The 24,498-nt window shown below is 69.1% G+C and carries 22 protein-coding genes; 10 read left to right on the plus strand and 12 right to left on the minus strand.

Translation table 11 applies throughout. The features are described from left to right. Positions 1-63 precede the first annotated feature (63 nt). The 4 genes from IEX91_RS08480 to IEX91_RS08495 all read left to right on the plus strand — a co-directional run bounded on the left by IEX91_RS08480 (position 64) and on the right by IEX91_RS08495 (position 4,934). The gene (locus tag IEX91_RS08480) at positions 64-1,116 is read left to right on the plus strand and encodes a DUF1616 domain-containing protein (RefSeq protein WP_188878311.1); all 1,053 of its coding nucleotides are present in this window, start codon (positions 64-66) and stop codon (positions 1,114-1,116) included. Beyond that, a complete protein-coding gene (locus IEX91_RS08485) occupies positions 1,113-2,867 on the plus strand; it encodes a glycosyltransferase family 2 protein (RefSeq protein WP_188878312.1) in 1,755 nt (584 codons plus the stop codon). Before IEX91_RS08480 ends, IEX91_RS08485 begins: the two co-directional genes overlap by 4 nt. Beyond that, entirely contained in the window at positions 2,864-4,369 is a 1,506-nt protein-coding gene (locus IEX91_RS08490) for an oligosaccharide flippase family protein (RefSeq protein ID WP_188878313.1), read from the plus strand. The genes IEX91_RS08485 and IEX91_RS08490 overlap by 4 nt, the downstream gene beginning before the upstream one ends. A gap of 241 nt (positions 4,370-4,610) precedes the next feature. Beyond that, positions 4,611-4,934 (plus strand): hypothetical protein, encoded by a 324-nt coding sequence (locus IEX91_RS08495; RefSeq protein WP_188878314.1) that lies wholly within the window; start codon positions 4,611-4,613, stop codon positions 4,932-4,934. Here the strand turns inward: IEX91_RS08495 and IEX91_RS08500 are convergent, their stop codons facing one another. Beyond that, complete coding sequence (locus IEX91_RS08500) at positions 4,935-6,152, minus strand: inorganic phosphate transporter (RefSeq protein ID WP_188878316.1); 1,218 nt, start codon at positions 6,150-6,152, stop codon at positions 4,935-4,937. It lies immediately after the preceding gene. 645 nt (positions 6,153-6,797) lie between these two features. On the opposite strand from IEX91_RS08500, the gene gfo6 reads away from it, so the two are divergent. Beyond that, positions 6,798-7,877 (plus strand): D-xylose 1-dehydrogenase Gfo6, encoded by a 1,080-nt coding sequence (gene gfo6 / locus IEX91_RS08505; protein WP_188878318.1) that lies wholly within the window; start codon positions 6,798-6,800, stop codon positions 7,875-7,877. A gap of 13 nt (positions 7,878-7,890) precedes the next feature. Here gfo6 and IEX91_RS08510 read toward each other — a convergent pair whose 3' ends face one another. The 3 genes from IEX91_RS08510 to IEX91_RS08520 form a co-directional block, all read right to left on the minus strand. Beyond that, a complete protein-coding gene (locus tag IEX91_RS08510) occupies positions 7,891-8,928 on the minus strand; it encodes a tyrosine-type recombinase/integrase (RefSeq protein WP_188878319.1) in 1,038 nt (345 codons plus the stop codon). Further along, entirely contained in the window at positions 8,925-9,311 is a 387-nt protein-coding gene (locus tag IEX91_RS08515) for a DUF5805 domain-containing protein (RefSeq protein ID WP_188878320.1), read from the minus strand. The genes IEX91_RS08510 and IEX91_RS08515 overlap by 4 nt, the downstream gene beginning before the upstream one ends. Positions 9,312-9,738: 427 nt before the next feature. Beyond that, positions 9,739-11,436, minus strand: a complete 1,698-nt coding sequence (locus IEX91_RS08520; protein ID WP_188878322.1) for an ABC1 kinase family protein — start codon at positions 11,434-11,436, stop codon at positions 9,739-9,741. Between the two features lie 917 nt (positions 11,437-12,353). On the opposite strand from IEX91_RS08520, the gene trkA reads away from it, so the two are divergent. The 5 genes from trkA to IEX91_RS08545 are packed head-to-tail and all read left to right on the plus strand — an operon-like array spanning position 12,354 to position 17,774. After that, on the plus strand, positions 12,354-13,691 hold the full coding sequence (gene trkA / locus IEX91_RS08525; protein WP_188878448.1) for a Trk system potassium transporter TrkA: 1,338 nt from the start codon (positions 12,354-12,356) through the stop codon (positions 13,689-13,691). After that, a complete protein-coding gene (locus IEX91_RS08530) occupies positions 13,688-15,229 on the plus strand; it encodes a TrkH family potassium uptake protein (protein WP_188878324.1) in 1,542 nt (513 codons plus the stop codon). The genes trkA and IEX91_RS08530 overlap by 4 nt, the downstream gene beginning before the upstream one ends. A gap of 40 nt (positions 15,230-15,269) precedes the next feature. Further along, a complete protein-coding gene (locus IEX91_RS08535; protein ID WP_188878325.1) occupies positions 15,270-16,850 on the plus strand; it encodes a TrkH family potassium uptake protein in 1,581 nt (526 codons plus the stop codon). Further along, positions 16,847-17,068, plus strand: a complete 222-nt coding sequence (locus IEX91_RS08540; RefSeq protein ID WP_188878326.1) for a hypothetical protein — start codon at positions 16,847-16,849, stop codon at positions 17,066-17,068. Before IEX91_RS08535 ends, IEX91_RS08540 begins: the two co-directional genes overlap by 4 nt. Before the next feature lie 25 nt (positions 17,069-17,093). Beyond that, positions 17,094-17,774 (plus strand): potassium channel family protein, encoded by a 681-nt coding sequence (locus IEX91_RS08545; protein WP_188878327.1) that lies wholly within the window; start codon positions 17,094-17,096, stop codon positions 17,772-17,774. Here IEX91_RS08545 and IEX91_RS16810 read toward each other — a convergent pair whose 3' ends face one another. The 8 genes from IEX91_RS16810 to IEX91_RS08585 form a co-directional block, all read right to left on the minus strand. Then, the gene (locus tag IEX91_RS16810; RefSeq protein ID WP_229772829.1) at positions 17,775-18,089 is read right to left on the minus strand and encodes a hypothetical protein; all 315 of its coding nucleotides are present in this window, start codon (positions 18,087-18,089) and stop codon (positions 17,775-17,777) included. It lies immediately after the preceding gene. Positions 18,090-18,116: 27 nt separating this feature from the next. Continuing rightward, positions 18,117-19,229: an iron transporter gene (locus IEX91_RS08555; RefSeq protein WP_188878329.1), complete on the minus strand. Its 1,113-nt coding sequence runs from the start codon at positions 19,227-19,229 to the stop codon at positions 18,117-18,119. After that, a complete protein-coding gene (locus IEX91_RS08560) occupies positions 19,222-20,505 on the minus strand; it encodes a DUF7405 family protein (protein WP_188878330.1) in 1,284 nt (427 codons plus the stop codon). Before IEX91_RS08560 ends, IEX91_RS08555 begins: the two co-directional genes overlap by 8 nt. Positions 20,506-20,590: 85 nt before the next feature. Further along, positions 20,591-20,836 (minus strand): DUF7123 family protein, encoded by a 246-nt coding sequence (locus IEX91_RS08565; RefSeq protein ID WP_188878331.1) that lies wholly within the window; start codon positions 20,834-20,836, stop codon positions 20,591-20,593. Between the two features lie 77 nt (positions 20,837-20,913). Next, entirely contained in the window at positions 20,914-21,324 is a 411-nt protein-coding gene (locus IEX91_RS08570; protein ID WP_188878332.1) for a hypothetical protein, read from the minus strand. Continuing rightward, entirely contained in the window at positions 21,321-22,478 is a 1,158-nt protein-coding gene (locus tag IEX91_RS08575) for an ABC transporter permease (protein WP_188878334.1), read from the minus strand. Before IEX91_RS08575 ends, IEX91_RS08570 begins: the two co-directional genes overlap by 4 nt. Next, positions 22,475-23,140: an ABC transporter ATP-binding protein gene (locus IEX91_RS08580; RefSeq protein ID WP_188878336.1), complete on the minus strand. Its 666-nt coding sequence runs from the start codon at positions 23,138-23,140 to the stop codon at positions 22,475-22,477. Before IEX91_RS08580 ends, IEX91_RS08575 begins: the two co-directional genes overlap by 4 nt. Next, positions 23,137-24,360 (minus strand): COG1361 family protein, encoded by a 1,224-nt coding sequence (locus IEX91_RS08585; RefSeq protein WP_188878338.1) that lies wholly within the window; start codon positions 24,358-24,360, stop codon positions 23,137-23,139. The genes IEX91_RS08580 and IEX91_RS08585 overlap by 4 nt, the downstream gene beginning before the upstream one ends. Positions 24,361-24,498: the final 138 nt, after the last annotated feature.

Raw genomic sequence — 24,498 nt, forward strand, 5'->3', positions numbered from 1 at the left:
TCGATCCGCTCGGAGCCGCCGTGACCGGCGGACTTTTGCCCCCGCGCGTCGACTGCTCTCGGTATGTTCGAACGCGGGGACGGATCGACGGACGGGGACCTCCTCTGCGTCGCCGTCGCGTCCGCGCTCGTTCCCGCGGTCGCGTTCGTTCCGGCGCTCGCGCCGCTTCGCCCCCTTACGCTCCCGGTCCTCCTCCTCGCGCCCGGCTACGCGTTCGTCGCGGCGTGCTATCCCGGCCGCGCGGCCTCGCTCGGTGCGTCCGTCACGGAGGGACCGGACGATCCGCGGCTGTCGACGCTCGGGCGACTCGCCCTCTCGCTGGGCGGGAGCGCCGCCGTCGTTGCGTCGGTCTCCCTCCCGCTCGCCCTCCTCGGTCGCTTCGCCGCGCTCCCGGTCGCCGCGGGCGTGAGCGCGCTCGTCGCCGTGCTCCTCGGGACCGCGTGGAACCGCCGCCGGCGGCGCACGGACGCCTTCGGCGTCGATCCGAGCGCCGCGCTGTCGTGTCTCGGCACGTGGAGCCACGGGACGCGAACCGACGCCGTGCTCACGGGCGCGTGCGTCGTCGCGCTCGTCGCGACCGGCGGCGTCGTCTACGCGGACGCGAACGCCGCGGACCCGGGACCGACGAGCGCGGCGCTCCTCGCGCCCGCGAACGGGAGCGACGCCCGCACGCTCACCGCCGACGCGACCGCCCCCTATCGCGTCGCCGTCTCGAACCCCGACTCGGAGCCCGCGAACGCGACCGTCGTCGCCGCCCTCGAGACGTACGCTCCGAACGCCACGGACGACGCGACGCTCCCCGATCCGCGGAGTCGGGAGGTCGTCGGGCGACAGACGCGATCGGTCGACGCCGACTCGACCGCGGTCGTGGTGGTCCCCGTCAGACCGACTCAGCCCGCGTCGAACGCCCGACTCGTCTTCCTCGTCTACCGCGGCGGCGTCCCCGCCGATCCGACCGTGGCGAACGCCGACGCCGAACTCCACCGCTGGGTCGCGGTCGGGGGCACCGACGCGGCGGCGAGCGCGGGGACGAACGCGATCACGCTGACGGCGGCGAACAGGCCCGACGGGACGCGGACCCCGACGCCCGTGCCGCCGACGGGGGTGACGGCGTGACGGGGCCGATCGCGGCCGACGTGACGGTCGAGAAGTCGGTGATCACCGACGGCGTCACCCGCCCCCTCGTCCGCCTCGTCGTCCGCTCGACGGCGGCGAACCCCGTCGTCGCGCGGATCGTCGACCGTCTCCCGCCCGAGCGGCGACTCGCCGCGACCACTGAAACGGAACTCCTCGGCGGCCGACTCGAGGCCACTCTCGCGCTCGCGCCGGGCGAGACGACCGCGCTCCACTACGCGCTCGACGGCGGCGTGCCCGACGAGCACGCGCTTCCCGTCGCCGAAATCGCACACGTCGGCGCGTCCACCGGTGCGGTCTTCGACCCCACGGTCCGCTGGTCCAACGCCGACGGCGACTGGCGCGCCCTCGCCCTCGTCGGCCCCGCGGACGCCGACGTCGTGCGCGAGCCGAGCGTTGTCGACGGGCCGGTCGTCGCCGGCGTCCGGGCCGCTCAGGACGGGACCGACATGCCCGCGATCGGCGTGATCGCCACCGACGATCACGCCGACGCGGTCTACCGGACGATCCTCCGAGCGCACGCGCGCGGCTTCGGCGTCTACGTCACGCACGACGGCGCCGACGCGGAGGTCGCCCGGTTCGCGACGCAGCTCGGCGCGATCCTCGTCGATCCCGCGACGCCGAGCGAGGACGAACCGGCCGAACGCGCTCGGGAGCGCGCGCTCGCCGCCACGGCCCGCACCGCCGGCCACCCCGGCATCGTCCACCAGCCACTCGCGTGCCCCCGGATCGACTACGCCCGGACGCTCGATGCGTTCGCCGCGAACGGCTGGGAGGTCCGCGCCGTCCCGGAGCGCAGCGCCCGTCCCGCCGACGGCCCCGACGTGCTCGTCGCCATTCCCGCCTACCGCGCCGAAGCGACCATCGGCGACGTGGTTCGCGAGGCCCGCCGCTACGCCGATCAGGTGCTCGTCGTCGTCGACGGCGGCGGAGACGACACCGCGGAACGCGCCCGCGAGGCCGGCGCGGCGGTCGTCGAGCACGCCCGGAACCGGGGGTACGGCGGCGCGCTGAAGACGATCTTCCGCGAGGCCGCCCGCCGCGGCGCGGCGTACACGGTCACGCTCGACGCCGACGGCCAGCACGACCCCGCGGACGCCCCGTCGCTCGTCGCCGCCCAGCGCGACGGCCGCGCGGACGTCGTCGTCGGCAATCGGTTCATGGCCGGCGCGACGACCGAGATGCCGTTCGTCCGAGCGATCGGCCTCGGGACGGTGAACCTCCTCACGAACCTCAGCATGGGTCGTTTCCTCCCGCACGAGTGGGTGCGAGACACCCAGAGCGGATATCGGGCGTACACGCTTGAGGCGGTTCGCACCCTCGCCGAGACGCGCGACATCGGCGACGGCATGTGGGCGAGCACCGACATCCTCTACGCGCTCGAACGCGAGCGCTACACGTTCGCGGAGGTGCCGACGACGATCCGCTACGACCTCGAGGGAACGAGCACCGAGGGCGTGCTCGAACACGGACTCGGGCTCCTGCGGAACCTCGCCGGGCTCCTCGAACGCACCCGTCCGATGGTGCTCATCGGCCTCCCGGGCGCGATGTGCGTCCTCCTCGGCGCGCTCCTCGGTGTCCTCGACGTCCAGCGCTTCGTCACGACCGGGTCCGTCCCCATCGGCCTCACCGTCGCCGTGAGCGCCTCGACTGTCCTCGGCGTCCTCCTGTTGTTCACCGCGGTGCTCGTCCACACGATCAACACGCACCCGTCGCTCCGCGAGCGCGAATGAACGGAGCGAGCGACGCGGACGGCGACGACCACGACTCGCTCGCCCCGCGCTCGCCCGCACTCGGCGTCGTCGTCCCCGAAGCCAGACAGGTCGACTTCGCCCGTGCCGGCGTCCTCCTCACGGCCGTCGAGGCGCTGAGCGCGCTCGTCGGCTTCGCGGGCACCGTCTACTTCGCGTGGGTGCTCGGCGCGAGCGCGCTCGGGGTCTTCTTCCTCTTCGACGCCGTCCTGAGCACCGTCGCCACCGTCGCCGACTTCGGCCTCCGCGACGCCGTCGAAAAGCGCGTCAGCGAGGGCGAACACCCCGGCGCGATCCTCGGCGCCGCCCTCGTTCTCAAGCTCACCCTGCTGTGTCCGTTCGTCCTGCTCGCCTACCCTCTCGCGCCCGTCATCGACGGCTACGTCGGCGCGCCGCTCACCGGCGCGCTCGTCGCCGGGGTCCTCGTCTACGAGTTCGGCCTACTCACCCTCCACGTCCTCCGCGCGGAGCTCCGCGTCGCCGAGACCGCGCTCCTCTCCTTCGCTCGCCTCGTCGTCTACGTCGCCGTCGCGGTCACCCTCGTCGGACTCGACTACGGCGTCCGCGCGCTCGTCTACGCTTTCATCGGCAGCTATCTCGTCCTCTGCGCCCTGGGTGCGGCGCGCGTCTCGACGCGGCCCGCGCGCCCCGGCCGCGCGCAGTTCCGCTCGCTCGTCCGCTACGCCAAGTACAACGGGATCAGCGCGCTCGGAGGGTACGTCTACAACACGATGGACGTCCTCGTCGTCGGCTACGTCCTCGCGCCGGCGTTCGTCGCGGCCTACGAGCTCGCGTGGCGCGTCACGACCATGCTCCTCCTCGTGACGAACGCCGTCTCGAACACCGTCTTCGCGCAGCTGAGCGCGTGGCACACCCGCGGCGAACACGAGCGCGCCCGCGACACGATCGGGAGCGCGCTCACCGCCTCGCTGTTCTTCGTGATCCCCGCGGCCGTCGGCGTCTTCCTCCTCGGTCGCGAGATCCTCGGCGTCGTCTTCGGCCCCGAGTACGTCGTCGCCGCGCTGGCGTTCGTCGTCCTCGCCGCCGAGAAGCTCGTCACCGCCGTGAACGTCGTCCTCGACGCCGCCGTCCGCGCGTTCGATCACCCGCGTGCGGGCGCCGTCGCCACCGTCGTCTCCGCGACGCTGAACGTCGCGCTCAACCTCGCACTCGTGCCGCGCTACGGCCTTGTCGGCGCCGCCGCCGCCACCGCGAGCGCCGTCGTCGTTCACACGCTGATCGTCGGGGCCTCGCTTGCCCGACTCACACCGCTGCGTGCCAACACGCACGACCTCGGCTGGTGCGCGCTCGCCGCCGTCGCCATGGGCGTCACGCTGCTCGGCGCCGAACGCGTCGTCGATCCCACCACGCCGATCGGCCTCGGGGCGCTCGTCGCGCTCGGCGGCGTCGTCTACCTCGGCGTCGTCCTCGCCGATCCGTCGCTGCGCGAGCAGACGCGCGCGGTGCTCCGCAGCGCCGTGTGAGCGCACGTCCGCCGGTCACTCGTCCGCCCGCGCCGGTCGTCGACTCCTTACTACGTCGCCGGGCGCGGCGTGTCGTACGTCCGAGTCGGTATCGTCGGGCCCGGCGGGCCGGGACCGCGCCGCGATCCGTCACGAGGAGCCCCGCGACGCGAGCGACGTCCGAGACCGCCTCGCCGCCGTGTGAGGGTGGAGCGCACGGCGGGGCCGTGGCCTTTAGGCGCATTGAGGAAAGACGTCTGCTATGGACCTTCAGGTCGTCGGACTGGAGGATCTCGAGAGTAGGATTCGGGACGCGGTTGATCGAATCGGCGAGTTGCAAACGGGGACACAAGTCCAGTCGGAGGTATTCTTTTCGCCGCAGTTCATGCGCAACCACACCGAATTCGAGTCCTTCGACACGTTCTGCGCGCAGAGTCCATTGGCTCTTGACGATGCGAGCGACCTAGAGGGTGCTCCTCGTGACCAACTCAATGAGTACATCGCTGTCACGACGGCGTTCGAAACGTGGGAGGAGATGAAGACTCGAGCCGCGGAGGAAGCGATCATCGATCACGTCGTCTCCTGACTAGCCCATGCCGGAAGCGGCGTTCAGTAGGTCGTATAGTCCGTAGCTGATGATACCCGCACCCACCATTGATCCAACCCACGATACGATCGTGACGCCGACTTTTCGGGGTGAGACACCACTTCCTCCAGACGAGCGCGTGGCGAGGCCGCTGCCGACGATGCTGGCGATCATCACCTTGTTGAATGAGATGGGGATCCCTAGAACGATGGCGAGTTGGGCGATCAGAAACGCGGGTATCAGGGCAGCGATTGATCGTCGCGGCCCGAGTGAGGCGTACTCGTTCGAGACGGCCTGCACGAGTCGTGGCCCTCTGATCCACGCCCCGAGGAGTATCCCGCCACCACCGAGCGCGAGCAAGTAGGCTGACGGAAGCTGAAGATCCGTTTCGAAGACCGTTTCGAGCGGCCCGGTTGCGAGCCCGACCTGCGTGCCACCGCTCGTAAACACGACGACGAGACCCAACACGATCAGAAACTGATTGATACCCGCCGCCTCGTCGCGGTACAACAGCGCACGTGTCCCGACGAGTGCGAGGAGGCCGCACGCGACGCTCACGGCGACCATCCCGAGCGTGTAGGATCCACCAACGGCTGTCGGGAGCAGGTGATACGCGGTAGCGAGGTATCGGGCGACTGATCCCTGTGCGCCGCTCGCTGTCGGAATCACGGTGAGCTGGATGTTAGCTAGCGTGTATCCGACCGCTCCGCCGAGAACGGGAATTCCGATGACTTCGGGTATGGATTCGCTCTGAAGGCCACGCGCGAGTCCGTACGCGAGGACACTCTCAACGAGAGGAATCGCGAACCAGAACCCGAGAATGACGACATACTCGTGAACGGCGAACCCACCTCCGAGTGCGATACCCGCCCCGACCATCGCTCCCGTGACGGTGAATGCTGACGGAATCGGATATCCGTAGGTGTTCCCGATCGTGATGAGTGTCGCTGCAGTAAGTAACGCTGCTGCTGCCGCAAGCGGCGTAATCGTCACGCCCGTCACGAGGTCTTTGCCGATCGTTTCGGAGATACTGCCTCCTTGGAGGATTGCGCCGAGTCCGGCCACGACTCCGACTAAGAGGGCCGCTCGGAGGACTGAGAGCGCGTTCGCACCAACGGCGGGTGCCACGGGGGCTGAGTTACTGTTCGCCCCGACTGTGAACGACATGAACAGTGCCGCGAACAGCGCAACCGCGAGAACAAGCGCTACAGATGCCATGTGTTCAACGACCCAGACTCAGTCTCTGGTAGATGCTACTCAAGTACGACCGAATAAAACCGTATACTGTCATGTTCCTAAAACCGCGTCATGGATCGGATTAATGTGTCGGAATCACATACGAGTGATGTCAAGATAATGGTATTTTCGATGTGTGATGCGGTTCATATGATGTCCGGATCCAGACGGTGGGGGCGTAAACAGCACATTCTCCGTGTTCGTTAACATTGATTTCTCGGCACGGGCAGTAGCCCCCGCCCGACCCACGACGAAGCGATAGATACCCGGCATGAGCGGAGGGAGGTCCCGTAGACAGTTACGAGGCTCTGACGATGTCACGGCTTCCGCACGCAGTAGGTAAACACGGCTCGTTCGCGGAATGCACATTACTCACTCCATCGAACACGTGAGAACACATCTAGTTTTATATAGCTACATGGGATTTACAGACTGGATTTCGGACGCCGATACCGCGCATGGTAATACTTATCCGGTTTTGAATTAATCATTCTGCATAGATCGCGGGACGCGACAGCCGGGGCCGCGTCCCGCCGCGAGCGTCGACCCCGGCCCGAGACCGATGATCGAGACAGTCACGCGACGGACGACACGCACCGAGACGACGACTACGCACGGTCGCGCGCCATGAGCGACCTCACGACGTTCCTCGACGGGTTCGACGAGCGGGACTGGCAGACGGCCACCGCCGCGGACGGCCCGGTGCGGTTCGCCATGGTCGGCGTCGGCTGGTGGGTGACCGATCAGGCCGCGCCCGCCGTCACCGCGAGCGAGCTCTGCGAGACGACCGCTCTCGTCTCGCGCGGCAAGGAGAAAGCCGCGGCGGCCGCCGCTGATCTCGGCGTCGAGCACGGCCTCTCCAGCAAGGAGTTCCGCGACGGCGTCGCCGCCGAGGACTACGACGCCGTCTACGTCTGCACGCCGAACGCCACGCACCTCGAAACCGTCGAGGCGGCCGCGGAGCTCGGCAAGCCCGTGCTCTGCGAGAAGCCCATGGAGGCCTCGACGGAGCGCGCCGAGGCGATGGTCGAGGCCTGCGAGGCCGCAGACGTCCCGCTGATGATCGCCTACCGGATGCAGACCGATCCCGCCGTCCGCCGGGCGCGCGAGCTCGTTTCGGCGGGTGCCGTCGGAGACGTCGCGCACGTCCACGGCCACATGAGCCAGTCGCTGCTGCGCGACATCTTCTCCGACCCCGACCAGTGGCGCCTGAACCCCGACCTCGCCGGCCCGGGCGCCTCCGTCACGGACCTCGGCGTCTACCCGCTCAACACGACGCGCTTCGTCCTCGACGCCGACCCGCTCGCCGCCCAGTCCATGCTCTACAGCGAGCACGAGGGCTTCGAGGACGTACCCGACGAGCGCGCGGCGTTCACCGTCCGCTTCCCCGACGGCGTCTTCGCGTCCTTCTCCGCGAGCCAACGGGCCCACGAGACCGGCTTCCTCCGAATCGTCGGCACCGAGGGCGAAATCGCCCTCGACCCCGCCTTCTTCAACCGAAACGACGCCGGCCTCACCGTCGCGCGCGGCGATCAGACGGCCGACATCGACTTCGACTCCGTCGACCAGATGGAAGAGGAGTTCGACTACTTCGCCGATCGACTCCTCACGGGCCGCAAGATCTACCCGGACGGCACGCACGGCGTCACCGACATCCGCGCCGTCGAAGCGATTCTCGCCGGTGAGACGGCGACGCGCTCGCTCTGAGACCCGGACCCGCTCAGGCGAGCGAGTAGACGTGTTCGAGGTAGACGTCCCGGACCCGATCGCCCCAGTTGTGCGTGTAGGTGTCGATGACGTCCGCGGCGACGTCGCCGCGGAGGTACTTCACGACGCCCCGATCCCCCGTCCGGTCACGGAGGTGCGTCGTGAAGAAGTGCCGGAAGTAGTGGGGGGTGACGTTCTCGCTCGCGCCGCCGCCCGTCCGGTACCACCCGACCTCACGGGCGTAGCCGGTCACCGTCTCGCGCACCATCTCCGGGGTGAGACGGGCGCCCCACGCGTCCCGCGTCGAGCAGAACAGCGGCTCCGCCGCCGATCGCGCGTCCGGGCGGACGGCCAGCCACGTCGCGAGCGCGTCGCGTAACTCCGGATCGACCGGGAGGAGCGTCACGCGCTTGCGCTTGTTCGACGCCGATCGCACCTCGCCGTTCGTCGCCTCGCCCGCCGAGACCTCGGGGTCGACGAGGAGCGTGTCGGGTCGGCCGTCGAGTCGCCCGCGCGTCCCGAGTGCGGGGTAGGCGTCCCGAGCGCCCCCGTGCGCGAGGTTCACGTCCCGCAGGTCGAGGTTACAGAGCTCGCCGACGCGCAGACCGGTCTTGAGGAGCGTGAGGAGCACCGCGCGATCCCCCGGATGCGTGATCCCGTCGAGAAACGCCCGCATCCGCGGCACCGATATCTCCCGTCTCGTCGGGTCGGCATCGATCGTCTCGTCCATCTCCTCGACGACGAGCGTCATCGGGTTCGCCTCGAACGCGCCCACCTGCGTCATGTACGCGTAGAAGCGATTGCAGTACGACGCGTAGGTCGCCACCGTCGACTCGGCGTACTCCTCGCGCAGCGACGCGACCCACGCGAGACAGGCGCGTCGGTCCGCCGCCGCGGGACCCGGGACGCCGCGCTCGGCGAGGAACGCCTCGAACCCACGGAGGACGCGCTCGTAGGCCGCGCGCGTCCGCTCGTGCTTGCCGTGATACCCCATGTCTTCGAGGAAGTACGCGACGGGGTCGCCGACGTCGTCCGCCTCCGCCCCGCTCATTCGCCGTCACCCCGGAGGACGTAGCCGCCATCGCGCGGGCTGTACTTCACGACGCCGCGCTCCGTGAGGCCGTCCAGCGTCCCCTCCAAGCGCTCCTCGAAGTCGCCGGCGAGCGCGTCGACGAGCGTCTCCCATCCCGCGACGTCGCGCTCACGGAGTTCGTCGAGCACCCGCCGTTCCAGCGACGGTCCCGCGTCGTCGGCGTGGCCGCCCCCGTCGTCGGTGTCGTCGTCATCGAGGCCGAGCTCGCGGACCCCGGCTTGCACCATCAGGCGAACGAACTCGCTCTGCGAGACGTCCATCTCTTCGGCGCGCTCGACCCACTCCTCCTTCTGGTAGCGCGGCACGTACGTCTTCACCGAGACGCGCTCGTCGCCGCTCACGCGCACCACCGCCGCGACGGTGGTAGATTCTCCGACACTTCGTGAAGATTGACGCCGACGCGGCTTCCAGACGTCGAATACTCGGGATCCAACGATCCGACTTTCGATTCAGTTCCGTCGAGTGCCGTTCTCGGTCCGTGACCCCTACCCGATACGGTTCGAGGACGGGGATGCGTCGCTTGAGCAGTCATCGGTCGTCGTTGTCGGTGCGTCACGAGCCACGACCAAGAAGGTATCTCCGAAAGTGCGGATAAATACACTTATCCTCGAAGCTAGCACTCTGTTGCCGCCGTGTTGTGGGCCTACAGAAGTGCATATTCTCTATGTGGTTCCACAGAGACGGATTACGAGACAGCGTTCGTAGTTCTACTCTCCCGCATCTGTTGGATCTCCGTGGACCGGTTCGCACGGCGGCCGGAGCGATCGCTCACCGTCGCCCGCGGTTCTCCAGCGATCGCTGAGCCACCTGCCCGGCCTCGCGGACGGCACGCTGGCGACCGGAGGAACCGAACGACCGATAGAGGAGACCGAGGACCCCGAGCGTCGCGGTCCCGACCGCGATGGTCGCGTCCGTCAGCGCGGCGGTGTAACAGAGCGTCGTCACGACGACGCCGGCGCTCGCGGCGACGCCAAGGACGACGCGGCGTGCGAGACGGCGGAGGACGTCGTTCTCGTCCGCGACGTCGGTGCGGACGGTGAGGTCGTCCCGATCGGCGCGATCGAGCGTCCGTTCGAGTTTCTGCGGGATGTCGAGGGCCGCGCGCGCGGACGCGGCGACGTCGTCACCGGCGTCCCCCAACAGCGCCTCGATGCGTTCGCGGGGGTCCTCGGGTTCGGTCTCGACGGCGTCCTCGACGACCGCGACGAAGTCGAAGTCGGGGTCGAGGGTGAGACAGACGCCTTCGAGGACGGTCGCGACGCGGACGACGAGGGCGAGGTCGCGCGGCATCCGGAAGGGAAGGTCGTGGAGCGTCCCCTCGAAGCCCGCGACGAGGTCGCGGACCTGCGCGCGCTCCACGCGCTCACCGTGGAGGTGCTCGACGGCGAGCGAGAGGACGTCGGTGACGAACTGCCGGTCAGCCGCGGGATCGAGCGCGCCCATGGCGACGAAGGCGTCGACGACGCCCTCGATGTCGTCGTTCGCCACCGCGAGGTAGCACTCCCGTAGGTGTCCGCGACGCTCGGCGTCGAGCGTCCCGCTCATTCCGAAGTCGTAGAAGACGAGGGTCCCGTCGTCCTGCACGGCGAGATTGCCCGGATGCGGATCGGCGTGGAAGACGCCGTCCTCGACGAGCATTCCGATGTAGCAGCGTTCGAGTCGCTCGGCGAGTGCCGCCCGGTCGATCCCCATCGCGTCGAGCGCGTCGACGTCGTCGATCTTCGTCCCCTCCACGTAGTGCATCGTCAGCACGCGGTCGGTCGATCGTTCGGGGACGGACGCCGGGACGACGACGTCCGGGTCGTCCGCGAGGTTCCCGCGCACGGTTTCGAGGACCTCGCGCTCGTGTTCGTAGTCCATCTCGTCGCGGATCGTTTCAGCGAACTCCGTGGTGACGTTCGAGAGCGTGAACCGCTGGGCCGGCGGCGCGCTTCGGACGAGCAGGGGGAAGAGCGTCCGAACGACGCGGAGGTCGGCGTCGACGAGCGCCTCGACGCCGGGACGCCGGACCTTGACGGCGACGCGCTCGCCCTCGTAGGTGGCGGTGTACACCTGCCCGAGGCTCGCGCCGCTGATCGCAGCGGTATCGAAGTCGTCGAACGCTTCCTCGATGGGGCCGACCTCGGCCGCCACCACCTCGCGCGCGTCGTTCCAGTCGGCCGGCGGGACGTCGTCTTGGAGCCGCGCCAGCTCCTCGACGTACGCCGGTGGGAGGACGTCCGGGCGCGTCGAGAGGAGCTGACCGAGCTTGATGAACGTCGGCCCGAGCGAGACGAGGGTCTCGCGGAGCGCGGCGGCGCGTCGTTCACGCGTCGCCTCCGAGACGTCGCGTGAGCCGCCGAAGAGGAGGAACCGCCGCCGATCGCGGTAGTACGCGAGGGCGAACGGCGTGAACGCGACGACGACGGCGACGAAACGCCGACCGGCGAGCAGCGCGCGCCGGAGGGGCCCGAGTTCACGAGGCATCGTCTCACGTTCGCTCGCGCCGAATAAAGTAGTGGCGGAGGTTCCGCGCGGGCGTTCGACGGCTGATCGGTGTTCGCGGCGTCCGGCGTCGCTCTCGACGTCTCGGCGGTGTCGCACACCCCACTCGTAAATCTCATTACGCTATATCGAATGAGTCCGGTCGGTATCGGGCGGACGACCGGGACCGCACTCCGACTATCGCGACACGGTAGCGACGGCGCGGTCGTCGAAGCGCGCGGTGCGACCAGCTACGACGCGTCCGTCGCGTTCGCGCTGTGGGACGTGCTCGTCGGACCGGATGGCGAGGTGCCGCCGCCGTTAATCGAGACGGTGGTTCGGCGTGCCGAAACGAGATCGTGGTCGTCGCGGACCGTTCTCCGGTGAGCAGTGCGTCGCGTCGGAGTCGACGATCCGGTGCAGTCGCGGGAGGTCGGTGGTCTCTCGGTCCGTCGCGGCGGCGATCCCTCGACGAGGCCGTCGACACCATTCAGACGGAGCACGACGATCGCACGCGGTCGCTTCGAACGCACCGTGCGGACTCGATCCGACAGCCGACGACACGGAGATCAGCCGACTACTGTTGGTGGATCGTGAGGCGGTCCCGGTCGGTTCGGTCACCGAGACCAGCGGGGACGGTCGGGAACACGAACGGGGCGTCTTCGGCCGCGGGTTCCACGACGGACTGGTCACGATCGTCCGGCGGCTGATGGCTACAGGATTATTGCGTGACGACGATCCGAGGAACGACAGTGGGGACTGACCACCGGCGTGCTTGGTGTCGCCTCGGTGTTAGGAAGACGCCCGCGCTTGCCCCGTCGGTATCGTCCTCCTGACGTTCGTGACCGTATCCGTCGGTCGAAACCCACTTCTCTCCGGCACGTTTTGGAGGCCGATATGTGTACACGGAGGGGTCGGCGATGCGCGTGCTGATCGTCGGGGCCGGCGAGGTCGGTTCGAGCATCGCCGCGAGCCTCGCGGAGAGCCACGAGGTCGTCGTCGTCGACGTGGACTCCGAGCGCGTTGAGCAGTTGACTTACGAACACGACGTGCTGACGGTCGAGGGAGACGGGGCGTCGCTCGACACGCTTCGAACGGCGGACGTCGGCAAAGCCGACATCGCCATCGCGTCGACGGACGACGACGAAACGAACCTGGCGATCTGTGGGACGGTGAAAACCGCGAGCGACGCGTTCACGATTGCGCGCGTGCAGAACCGCGCCTACCTAGAGACGTGGCGGCACTCACAGGGCGTCTTTGGCGTCGATTTCATGGTCTGTACGGATCTGCTGACCGCCCAGTCTATCGTCCGCATCGTCGGCCTCCCGACGGCACGCGACGTCGACCCGTTCGCGGGCGGGCGCGTACAGATGGCCGAGTTCGAGGTCACCGAGGGGAGCCCCCTCGCCGGACAGACCGTCCAAGAAGCCGATCGTTTCGACGCGCTGACGTTCGCCGCCGTCATCCAGGGAGACGACGTCGAGATCGCTCGCGGCGACACCGCCATCGCTGCGGGCGACAAAGTCGTCGTCATCGGCCGACCCGGGAGCGTCGAGGCGTTCGCGGCCGCCGTCGTCCCCGAAGGGGGCGCGGAGGAGGTCGGAAACGTCGTCATCGTCGGTGGCAGTTCGGTGGGCGAACTCACGGGGCGGCTGCTCTCCGAGCGCGGGTTCGTCCCCCGGCTCATCGAGCAGGATCCCGAGCGCGCTCGAGAACTCGCGGAGGCCCTTTCGAAGACCACCGTCCTTGAGCACGACGCGACGGACGCGGAGTTCCTCGAACGCGAGCACGTCGGCGAGGCCGGTCTCCTCGTCGCCGCGCTCGACAGCGACGAACGGAACCTCCTCGTCTCCCTACTCGCCAAACGCCTCGGCGTGAGTCGAACCGTTGCTATCGTGGACAACCCTGCGTACGTCGACCTCTTCGAAGCCGTCGGCGTCGACATCGCGATCAACCCGCGGGAGGTGACCGCCGAGGAGATCACGCGCTTCACCCGCGAGCGTCGCATGGAGAACGTCGCCATCGTCGAGCCGGGCGCGGCGGAAGTCCTCGAAGTGGAGATCGGTGAGGAAAGCGTGCTCGCCGGACGTTCGATCCGCGAGGCGGTTGCCGACCTCCCGGACGGCGTCGTCGTCGGCGCCATCACACGCGGCGGGGAGTTCGTAATGCCCCGCGGCGACACCGTCATCCAAGTCGGCGACCACGTCGTCGCGTTCGTCCGCGAAGACGCACTCGACGCGGTGACCGCGACGATATGAGCTCGACACTCCGAGTCGACTGGCGCGCAAGCGTCAGCCTCACCGGTCGCGTCGTCAGGTGGCTCACCGTCCCAATGCTGTTCCCGCTCGCGCTCGCGCTCTTCTACGGGCGCGGGCTGAAGGCGATCCTCCCCGCGATCGCCATCGCGTTCGTCGTCGGCTGGGGGCTCGAACGCCTCCACTCCGATCCGGCGGCCGCGCTCGGCGCGCGCGAGGGTTTCCTCATGGTCGCGCTCACGTGGCTCCTCATCAGCGTCGTCGGCGCCCTCCCGTACATCTTCGAGGGGAGTTTCACCGCCTACGGTGCGACGTCAACGCTCCGGCTCCCCGTGAACGCGCTCTTCGAGACGATGAGCGGCTTCACCACCACCGGGTCGACGGTCATGGGCGACATCAGCTTCGAGACGCATTCGCGCGCGCTCATGATGTGGCGTCAGGAGACGCAGTGGCTCGGCGGAATGGGTATCGTCGTCCTCGCGGTCGCCATCCTCCCCGAACTCTCCGTCGGCGGCGCCCAGCTGATGGACGCGGAAGCGCCCGGACCGGGCATCCAGAAGCTCACGCCGCGCATCGCGGAGACGGCGCGCGCGCTCTGGGGGATGTATATCGGCCTCACCGTCCTCGAAATCGTCGGCCTCTACGGCTTCCATCAGCTCGGGATGGCGCCCGAGATGACGCTGTACAACGCCGTCGCGCACGGGTTCACGACGATGCCGACCGGCGGGTTCTCCCCGGAAGCGCGCTCCATCGAGGCGTTCACCGCCGTCGTCCAGTGGTTCATCATTCCGTTCATGGTCGCGGCCGGGACGAACTTCGCGCTCTTCTGGCACGTCTGGAACCGCGACTTCAACGTCGTCTGGGACGACATCGAGTTCAAGACGTACCTCGGCGCGATAGGCGTCCTCACGGCGATCACCGCCGGTCTCCTCTTCACGACGCCGGGCTTCGACATGCTGACCAACGCGCTCGAACCGTCGCTTCGCCACGCCACCTTCCAAATCGCCTCCATCGTGACGACCACCGGATACGCGAGCATGGACTTCAACAACTGGGGGCAACACGCCAAGTACGTCCTGCTGTTCGCGATGTTCATCGGCGGGTCGGCGGGGAGCACCGGTGGCGGCATCAAGATCATCCGCTGGGTGGTGATTCTGAAGACGCTGCGTCGCGAACTGTTCACCGCCGTCCACCCCGAGGCGGTTCGTCCCGTCCGCCTCGGCTCGACGGTCATCGACGAGGACGCGATTCGCGGCATCTACGCCTTCACGCTCCTCTACCTCGTCATCTTCGCGTTCGGAACCCTCGTCGTCCTCCTCGTCGGCGTTCCCGGCCAAGAGCTCTCCGCGTTCGAGGCGACGAGCGCCGTCGCGGCGACCCTCGGCAACGTCGGGCCGGGTGTCGGCATCGTCGGCCCGATGAACAGCTTTCTGCCGTTCCCACGGGCCTCGAAGCTCCTCATGGTGTTCTTCATGTGGGTCGGCCGCCTCGAGATCTTCCCGGTGCTCGTGCTCCTCACGCACGCCTACTGGCGGAGCTGAGACGTATCCTTTTAGCTCCGGCGACGAATAGGGCCAACGAATGTCTACGCGCGGACTCGCAGTGGTCGGCCGCGATCTGGGGCGGATCCTCCAGGTGTACGCGGTCATGCCGGCGGCCACCATCGCCGTCGCGTTCGTCTGGGGGGAGTTCTACGCGGCGCCCGCGCTCCTCGCCTCGGCGGCGCTCCCGCTCGCCGTCGGCTACGGCCTCTCCGAGCGCTACGCGGACGTCACCGAACCCGGGAAGCTCCACGGCATGGTCATCGCCGCCTCCGGGTGGTTCCTCGTCGCCGTCTTCGGTGCGCTCCCCTTCCTCCTCCTCGCCGCGACGATGCACGCCGGCCTCTTCGGCGCGCCCGCGCTCAACGACACCGTCGCCGCGTTCCGCCACCCGCTGAACGCGCTCTTCGAGTCCATGAGCGGCTTCACCGGCACCGGGCTGACCATGACCGTCCATGAGGACCGACTGCCCCGCGTCCTGCAGTGGTGGCGCTCGTTCATGGAGTGGGTGGGCGGCGTGGGCGTCATCGTCCTGACGACGGCGATTCTGGCGCGCCCCGGCTCGGGGAGCCTGACGCTCTACGAGAGCGAAGCGCGCTCGGAGAAGATCCACCCGAGCATCGTCTCGACGGTCCGCACCATCTGGTGGATCTTCCTCCTCTTCACCTTCCTCTCCGTCTGCGTCCTCTGGCTCGCCGGCATGCCGCTCTGGGAGGCGCTCAATCACGCGATGACCGGACTCGCCACCGGCGGGTTCTCCGTCACCGACAACTCCATCGCGACCTACGACAGCGTCGCTATCGACTTCGCGCTCGTCCCCATCATGCTCCTCGGGAGCATCGCGTTCCCCGTCCACTACCTCGCCCTCCAAGGCCACCTCGGCGACGCGCTCGACGACCTCCAGACGCGGTGGATCGTCGGCTTCTTCGGCCTCGGAACACTCGCGCTCACCGCACTCCTCTACGCGAACGGCGTCTACGCCGCGACCGGCCCCGTCTCCGCGCTCGGCGTCAGCCTCACCGGCACGGGCGCCACCGTCTTCCAGTCGTTTCGCTACGCCATCTTCCAGTTCGTCTCGGCGGCCTCCTGTGCGGGCTTCCAGACGGCGGCCATCGGGACGCAGTGGAGCGCGGGCGCACACCTCCTCGTCTCGCTCGGCATGGTCGTCGGCGCCGCGGCCGGGTCGACGGCGGGCGGGATCAAACTCGTTCGCGTCGCCACCCTCCTGAAGGGCGCCGCGTTCCGCATCGCCGGCGTCTTCTACCCCCGCTCGGCCGTCCGGTCGTTCCGCCTCGACGACCGCACGCTCACGAGCGACGAACTCGCCCGGGAGTTCGAGGAGGCCGCTATCATCACCCTCCTCTGGTTCGTCTTCCTCGGCTTCGGGGCCGCCGTGCTCCTGCTCACCGTCGACTCGTCGTTCACGCTCGAAAACGTCCTCTTCGAGGTGGCGAGTACGCAGGGGAACGTCGGGCTCTCGGCGGGTATCACCGGTCCCGAAATGCCGACGCCCGCGAAGGTGGTCTTCCTCTTCAACATGTGGATCGGCCGCCTCGAGATCGTCCCCGTGCTCGTCACGCTCCGCGGGCTCTTCTACGGCTTCGGGGTGCGTCGACGATGAGTAGCGGTCTCCCCGCGCTCTACACCGCGCTCCGCGAGGCCGGGCCGGACGACCGCGTCCTTGACGCTTTCGTCCTCCTCGGTCCCTCCGTCCTCGCGCTCCTCGCGCTCCTCGGACGGGGCCCCGTCACCGAGGTGCTCGCCGCCGGATACGTCCTCGCGCTCCCCACGTACGTCGCGGCCGCCGCCGTCCGTACCGCCCGCACCACAAGCGATTAACTGGTTGGCCGGCCCCACCACGAGTGTGTACATCATCGTCGTCGGCGCCGGGCAGATCGGTTCGCAGGTGCTCGAACTCGCGACCGCCTCCGCGAACGAGGTTGTGGTCGTCGAGCGCGACCCCGAGGTCGCCGAGGCCGCGAGTCAGACATACGACTGCCTCGTGTTGAACGCGGACGCGACGGAGAAGGAGACGCTCGAAGACGCGGGCGCCGCTGATGCCGACGCCATCATCTGTACGACCGACGAGGACGCCACCAACATCATGGTCCTCCTGCTCGCGAAGGAGTTCGAGATTCCCTCCCTCGTCACCGTTGTCCAGAACCCCGAGCACATGAACATCTTCCGTCGCGTCGGCGCGACCGTCCTCGAGAATCCGCAGCGTCTCATCGCCCAGTATCTCTTTCGCGCCGTCGAGCGACCGTCCGTCGAGGACTTCATGGAGGTCGGCGGCGACGCGGAGATCTTCGAGGTGACCGTCTCGCGCGGTTCGCCCATCGCCGGCAGGACGCTCAGCGATGTCGGCGACGACGGTCTGCTCGGAACCGACCTCCTGCTCGTCGCGATCGAACGGGACGAGGACACCCTCATCACGCCGCGCGGCGACACCGACGTGCAGGCGGGCGACGTCGTCACCGTCTTCTCGCGGGTCGGCATGACCGACGACGTCATCTCGATATTCACCGGTGCCGACGACGGTCGCTGATCACGCGAGGGCCCCCACGGCACCGATTCGTGTCGCGTCGTTTTCGACGACGACATCGCTGTCGAGACGACGCTGCTTGAGGGCGCGGACGTCGCGGACGCCATCGTCGATGCGACGGCGGACGCCGACCTCACGGTCCTCGGCGCGACGCGCGAGAGTGCCGTCGAGCAGTTCCTCTTCGGCTCGATCCCCGAATCCGTCGCGCAGCGCTCGGAGAGCCCCGTCATCGTGACGAAACGCCCCGAGGGCATCCGCGGTTGGCTCAGACGCCTCCGCGACGTCCTCCGGTGAGCCGCGTCCCCTGAGCGCGGGCACAGCGCGCGGATCCGCACGTTACCGTCGCTACTCGCCGAGCGTGACGCTCGCCGTGTCGAAGAACGCGGTCTCGTAGCCGCCGTGGCGCGAGACCTGTGGCGGAACGTCGAGGCCGATCGTGACGCGCGAGACGTCGCCGTCGAGGACGACGCCGTAGTGGTGGCCGAGAGCGGCGTCGATCGTCTCGACGAGGTCGTGGTCGGTCCCGTCGACGCGGGCGCCGAAGCCCGCCATCGGGAGGGGATAGTCGTTGTACGGCGTGCGCGGCGAGACGGCGAGGTAGACGTCGGATTCGTCCCCGCCGAAGCCCGTCGCGTCGTCGAGGAGGGTCGCGGCGACGGCGGCGTCGCCGATCGTCCCGGTCCCGAGGCGGCGGCCGGGGAGCGCATCGACCGCGGGGAGCGCGCCCCCGGGGATCATTCGCATCGACATGGGATCGAGGGCGCCGCGCTCGCCCGCGCGGTCGATGGTGCGGTAGGAGATCGCGTCGATCTCGGCGGCGGAGTACGCGAGCGAGAACTCGAACGTCGCGGACTCGGGGGCGGCGAGCGCGCCGGTGCGTCGCGCGGCGGGCGCACCGACGTGGACCGTGACGTCGTACGTCCCGCCGCTGGGGAGCGCGACGTTGTCACCGTAGTGGAACCCCATCCGCTGGGCGAGCATCGGCCACGGCGCGTTCGACGCGACGACGCTCCCGTCGTCGACGAACCGGAGCATCGGGCTCACGTCGGTGAGCCGCTGGCCCGTTTCGACGTCCCAGACGACCGGCATGACGTGGAGTTCGTCGCCGGCCGCCGGCGTCGCTTTCGCGGCGTCCGTGCCGCCGACGAGCCAGAACGTCTCCGGGATCGTGTAGGTGAGCGCGCAGGCGTACCCGCGGGTCTTCTGCACGCCGCTCATCTGCATGCCGGTGGCGTGCGTCGGGTAGTAGACGGCCGCGGGCCGGTCGATCGTCGTCGTGCGCCGACCGTTGCTCCCCGTCTCCTCGCTGGTGAGGTTCAGCGACGAACAGCCGGCGAGACCGGCGAGCGTGCCCGCCCCCGCCGCCGCGAGGAACGCCCGACGGGACGTCCGGCGAGAGCTGTTCGCCGGCGGGGTCGCGCGACGGGGCCCCGGCCGCCGCGCCTCGTCCTCACGCACCGCCGTCACCCGTCGGCGTCGGGAGGGAGCGCTCGGAGCGTGGCGGGACGAGGTAGTTGCCGCGGTTTGCGACGTCCATGTACTGGAGGATGCCGTTGTTGGTGCGTTGCCCGACGGGGGAATCGGTGGCGAGGTCGGCACCGGTCATCGCCTCGCGGGTGGCGACGAAGTCGTCGATGGCGCGCTGGAAGCTGACGAAGTGGAGGCCGGCGTGGCCGCCGTCGGTCGAGTCGAAGTCGCGCCGGAGGATGATCGGGCGGCCGTCCTCGCGGACGTCGACCATCTTCTGGTTGTGGCCGACGAGGCCGTCCTCCTCGGCGGCCTGCCCGGCGGGCTTGGCTTTGTCCATGCCGGCGTCGGTGCCGAGGTTGTCACCCGTCCCCTCGACGACGTCGTTCTCGGCGTGATAGGGGCAGAACATCTTCCCGACGCGCTGTCGGCGATCGTCCTGTTCGTACCACTGTTGGAGGTTCAGGCGCATGTACGAGGCGTGCTGGGTGGTGCCGCCGGCGAACGGGCCGTCCTGGATGGTGACGCGCTCCTCGGGCGGTTGGGTCTTCTCGTAGCCGGACTTGAACCCCATGTAGAGGGGGGCGTCCTCGGAGACGGGGTGGGAGGTGGGAACGCCGTCGGCGTCCTGGTTGTCGGCGGGCGTCCCGTCGCCCTTGAAGCCGGTGCGGCGCTCCGTGACGGAGAAGACCCCGCGGAGCGACGCCGCGACGTCGACGCCGTTGAGAGCGTCCTCCTCGCCGGTGAGGGCCTGCTCGGCGGCGAGGAGGACGTGTGCGTGATCGCTGGCGAGGTAGAGGAGGGCGTCGGGCGCGTCGAGCGTCGGGTCCTCGAAGGAGGCCAGTGCCTCGGGTGCGGGGAGGTCGACGCTCGCCGGAAGCGAGGCGTCGAAGCGCTCGAAGTACGCCGGCGAGTACGCCATCGTCGAGAGGAGGCCGTCGTGGCTCCACGCGTACGCCCGATCGAGCGTCGAGAGAGCGCGTTCGACCTGCTGGCGGTCGCTGTCCGTCGGTGCGCCCTCGCCCTCGTAGTCGAGGAGGAGCATGAGGCGATGCGTCGGTTCGACGACGTTCCCGTGGTCGTCGCGAGCGAGCGCGTCGGTCCACGCGTGCTGGCGCTCCGGGCGGGCGTCCGGCGAGCCGGTCGGCACGTCGGCGTCGCCCCCGCCGCGGTCCAGACACGCCGCGAGCGCGCTCGCCCCGCCGATCGCCAGCGCCGACTTCACGAACGCTCGTCGCTCGATCCCGCGGTTCGGTCCGTCACTCATGCGCGTCGGTTGGGGACGCGGAGGCATATGCGCTACTGGTCCGCGGTGAGCCGCGTTTCGTCCCTTTTCCCTCGACCTCGCGGCGCTACCCGTCGTCCGTCGCGTGCACGTACCACCGTGTGCCGCTCGAATACGCCCAGCGCTCCGCGACGATCCCCGTCTCCTCGCCGTCGAGTCCCCCGAGGAACTGCCCGATCTGGCTCGCCGAGAGCGGCAGGTCCGCGGCGAGGTCCTTGCTCTTACAGTAGAACGCCCCGCCGTCGAGACGCTCGCGGAGGTGGCGTTCGAGGCGCGCGGCCTTCGGGTTCCGGCGCGTGTCGCCAGTCGACATGACGGTCGGTCGTTCGCGGCCGCCCGGTAAGTACGATTGCCGAGATTCGTCCCGAGTGGGACCCAAATTCGACCCGACTACGTGTTGCTCTGGTAGTAGAGGACGAGCGCGGCGACGCAGGCGAAGACCTCCGGGAGGAAGGTGAACGGGCCGATCGGGTGGAAGAGACCGAACCCGAGCAGGAGTGGGACGAGGGGGTTCGTCGTCGCGGCGTAGAGGAGGAGGGCCGCCGTGAACAGCACGAGGCCGCGGCTGAACCCCGTGGGGACCTCCCGATAGAGTCGTACGTACGTGACGAACAGCGCCGCGAGGAGGGCGACGGCCAGCGTCGCGAAGAACACCTTCAGGCGCACGAGGACGCCGAAGACGCCCGGCGGGTAGAACGGTACGACGAGCCGTGGAACCGCGAGCACGACGACCGCGGCGACCGCGAGTGCGACGGCGAGGAGGGCCGCGGTCCGGCGCAGGGCGTCCCCGTGCACGCTCACCCGCGCAGGGCCTCCACGGGCGAGTCGTTCGCGGCCTTCCACGCCGGGTAGATCCCGCTCAGCACGCTGGCGAAGACGGCGAACGCGAACCCGTAGAGGAGGTAGCGCGCGCTCGCCCACTGGAGGACGCCGGTCGGATCGCCCACGACTAACTGGAACATCACCGCGCCGACGACGAGCGAGCAACCCGCGCCGACGAGGCCGCCGAGCGTCCCGAGGAACGTCGCCTCGGTGAGGATCATCCGCAGGACCTCGCCGCGTCTGATCCCGACGGCGCGCAGGACGCCGATCTCGCCGCGGCGTTCGACGGTGCTCATCAGCATGACGTTCAGGATGGCGACGCTGGCGACGACGAGCGAGATACCGCCGATCCCGAGCAGCGCGAGCTGGAGCGTGTTCAGGAACGAATTGATGTTCTCCTGTGCGCTGGCGTAGCTGGAGACGCGGAGGATCTCCTCCTCGTCGCGGCCGTCGGTGTTGAAGTGCTCGTCGAGCGTCTCCGAGATCTCGGTCGCGGCGTCGCCGTCCGCCGCGATGATCGTCACGCTGTCGTAGTGCTCCTGGTCGGCGAGCCCGGAGATCGGGATGACGAGCTCGCCGCGGCCGCCGCCCGGCCCGAAGCCGCTACCGGAGTCGATCAGTCCCGTGATGCGGTAGAGCTGACCGTCGTACTCGACGGGGTCGCCGAGTTCGAGCCCGAGCTCTCGGGCGGTGCTGTTCGAGATGAGCGCGCCCGTCTGGAGGCGCTCGGGGGCCTCGCCGGACGTGACGTCGTAGAGCGCCGCGGCGTTCGTCACCCCCGTCACGCTCACGTAGGCCTCCTGACCGCGCGAGGAGACCGTCGTCGAGTTCGACTTCTGCGGGATCACCTCCGCGTCGGTGATGATGCTCCTGATCTCCTCGACTTGATCCTCGGTCACGCCGTCGTAGTCGCTGTCCTGCCCGGCGGAGACCGACACCTGATTCGTGAGGCTCCCGAGGTTCGACGTCGCCTGCTGTTGGAGTGCGACGCCCGCCATCCCGAGCGAGGAAATGGCGACGACGCCGATGACGATGCCGAGCGCGGCGAGCGCGGTGCGCATCCGGTTACGACCGAGATTCCGCCACGCCATCATCGCGCTCGGGAAGCGCCAGAGGGCGTCGGCGACGCTCACGACTGGATCACCCCGTCGACGATGCGGACGGTGCGGTCCGTGTAGTCGAGCATCTGCTCGTCGTGCGTCACGGCCACGACGGCGATGTTCTCTTCCTCTTTGAGCCGCGTCACCTCTTCGAGGATCGTCCGTCCGGTGTCCTGATCGAGGTTCCCGGTCGGCTCGTCCATGAGGAGAATGTCCGGCCCGTTGATGAGCGATCGCGCGATGGCGACGCGTTGTTGTTGCCCCCCGGAGAGCTCGTCGGGGGTGTGATCGAGGCGGTCGCCGAGGCCGACGCGCTTCAGCAGGTCGATCGCCCGGTCGCGCCGGTCGACGGACGTGTCCCAGACGGACGGCAACTCGACGTTCTCGACCGCGCTCAGCATCGGGAGGAGGTGGAAGTCCTGGAAGACGAACCCGAGGGTCGTCCGGCGCTCCTCGGTCAGTTCGTCCTCCGTGAACCCCGTGACGTTCCGACCGTCGAGGTGGACCGTCCCCTCGGTCGGCGTGTCGAGGAGGCCGATCATGTTGAGCATCGTGCTCTTCCCGGAACCGGAAGGACCGATGATCGTCACCATCTCGCCGCGGTCGGCGTGGAAGTCGACGCCCTTGAGCGCCGTGACGGTCTGCGCGCCGCTCTCGTAGCGCTTCACGACGTCGTCGAGCTCGATGACGCTCATGGGTTGCGCCAGCGGTAGACGAGTACGCCGACGACGAGGAGGGCGATGACGCCGCCGCCGATGAGGAGGACGGGCGGGCCGCCGCTCGACCGACTCGGCGAACCGCTCTGTCCGGCGGCGTTCCCGGCGTTCGATCCCGACCCCGCGTTCGCGCTCGCGGCGTTCGTCCCGTCCACGTCCACGTCGACGACCGTCGAGTACTCTTCGCCGTCCGCGGCGTAGTCGAGACGGACCGGGACGCTGTCGACGTCGCCGGAGACGTCGGCGGACACCTCGAAGGTGGCGAACTCGCTCGTCTCGATCTCCCCGACGTAGTAGGAGTTCGTCTCGGAGACCGCCTCGGTGTCGACGACGCTGACGACGACGGACTTCGCGTCCGCGCTCCCGAGGTTCGAGGCGTCGCCGCTGATCGTGTAGCTCCCGCCGCCGCCGGTGACTTCGAGGCCCGTGATGGCCATGTTCCCGGCGTCCTGCGGCGCGTATCGGAGCGTCGTCTCAGTCGACGCGCGCTCGTCGGTGGTGGCGACGGTGTAGTGCGCGACGAGCGACACGTTGCCGGTCGGGACGTCCGCCCCGTCGAACGTCACCGACTGTTCGCCCTGTGCCGCGACGTCCGCGATGGACGCCCGCGAGACGGTTTCGCCGTCGACGACCGCGTCGATGCGCGCGTCTTCGAGGTCGACCGTCCCGCGCTCGGCGAGCGTGGCCTCCAGGACGGACGAGCCGTTCTCGACGGTCGCGCTCGCGCTGAGGTCCGGATCGACCGTCGCCTCGTCGACGTCGACGTAGATCGGTTTTCGAACGACGAAGACGCTCCCGTTCGACGCGATCCCGCGGAGCGTGACGGTGAGGCGCTTCTCACCCGCCGACTCGAAGGACGTCGAGAACGGGACGGTGAGGTCCGTTCCGGGGCCGAGCGTCCCGACGTCGTTCGCGGTGACGAACGTCGAGGGGCCCCGAACGCTCACCTCGGTGACTTCCGCGCTCTCCGTGCTCGCCTCGGCGCTCTCGAAGGTCGCAGTGATCGACGTCCGTTCGCCGACGACCGGGTCGTCCGGTTCGACGGTGACGTTCCCGATGGTCACGTACGCGCCCATCGACGTGGCCGCCGCGGCGTCGCCGCTCCCGGTCGCCGCGGACGCCGTCGGCGCGAACGCGCCCAGCGCGCTGACGACGACGAGCGCGGCGAGCGCCAGCGAGCCGAGTCGCCGCCCCCTCATACGCGCCACCACCGGCGGGCCTCGCGGCGTGCTCGTCGCGTCGTTCGAGTCGGCGGTTCCGCTGCGTCGGTATCGGACTGCGTGCTCACGTGCGGGTGGAGTGACGCGAGGGGTTTAGCACTTTACCGAGATGGCGCC

Source organism: Halarchaeum nitratireducens (assembly GCF_014647155.1).
GTDB lineage: Archaea > Halobacteriota > Halobacteria > Halobacteriales > Halobacteriaceae > Halarchaeum > Halarchaeum nitratireducens.

Coding starts and splice junctions, on each gene's coding strand:
- IEX91_RS08480 (WP_188878311.1), top strand. CDS start 64: ATGTTCGAACGCGGGGACGGATCGACGGACGGGGACCTCCTCTGCGTC.
- IEX91_RS08535 (WP_188878325.1), top strand. CDS start 15,270: ATGTCTACGCGCGGACTCGCAGTGGTCGGCCGCGATCTGGGGCGGATC.
- IEX91_RS08500 (WP_188878316.1), bottom strand. CDS start 6,152: ATGGCATCTGTAGCGCTTGTTCTCGCGGTTGCGCTGTTCGCGGCACTG.
- IEX91_RS08520 (WP_188878322.1), bottom strand. CDS start 11,436: ATGCCTCGTGAACTCGGGCCCCTCCGGCGCGCGCTGCTCGCCGGTCGG.
- IEX91_RS08540 (WP_188878326.1), top strand. CDS start 16,847: ATGAGTAGCGGTCTCCCCGCGCTCTACACCGCGCTCCGCGAGGCCGGG.
- IEX91_RS08490 (WP_188878313.1), top strand. CDS start 2,864: ATGAACGGAGCGAGCGACGCGGACGGCGACGACCACGACTCGCTCGCC.
- IEX91_RS08580 (WP_188878336.1), bottom strand. CDS start 23,140: ATGAGCGTCATCGAGCTCGACGACGTCGTGAAGCGCTACGAGAGCGGC.
- IEX91_RS08495 (WP_188878314.1), top strand. CDS start 4,611: ATGGACCTTCAGGTCGTCGGACTGGAGGATCTCGAGAGTAGGATTCGG.
- IEX91_RS08530 (WP_188878324.1), top strand. CDS start 13,688: ATGAGCTCGACACTCCGAGTCGACTGGCGCGCAAGCGTCAGCCTCACC.
- IEX91_RS08565 (WP_188878331.1), bottom strand. CDS start 20,836: ATGTCGACTGGCGACACGCGCCGGAACCCGAAGGCCGCGCGCCTCGAA.
- IEX91_RS08560 (WP_188878330.1), bottom strand. CDS start 20,505: ATGAGTGACGGACCGAACCGCGGGATCGAGCGACGAGCGTTCGTGAAG.
- trkA (WP_188878448.1), top strand. CDS start 12,354: ATGCGCGTGCTGATCGTCGGGGCCGGCGAGGTCGGTTCGAGCATCGCC.
- IEX91_RS08510 (WP_188878319.1), bottom strand. CDS start 8,928: ATGAGCGGGGCGGAGGCGGACGACGTCGGCGACCCCGTCGCGTACTTC.
- gfo6 (WP_188878318.1), top strand. CDS start 6,798: ATGAGCGACCTCACGACGTTCCTCGACGGGTTCGACGAGCGGGACTGG.
- IEX91_RS08585 (WP_188878338.1), bottom strand. CDS start 24,360: ATGAGGGGGCGGCGACTCGGCTCGCTGGCGCTCGCCGCGCTCGTCGTC.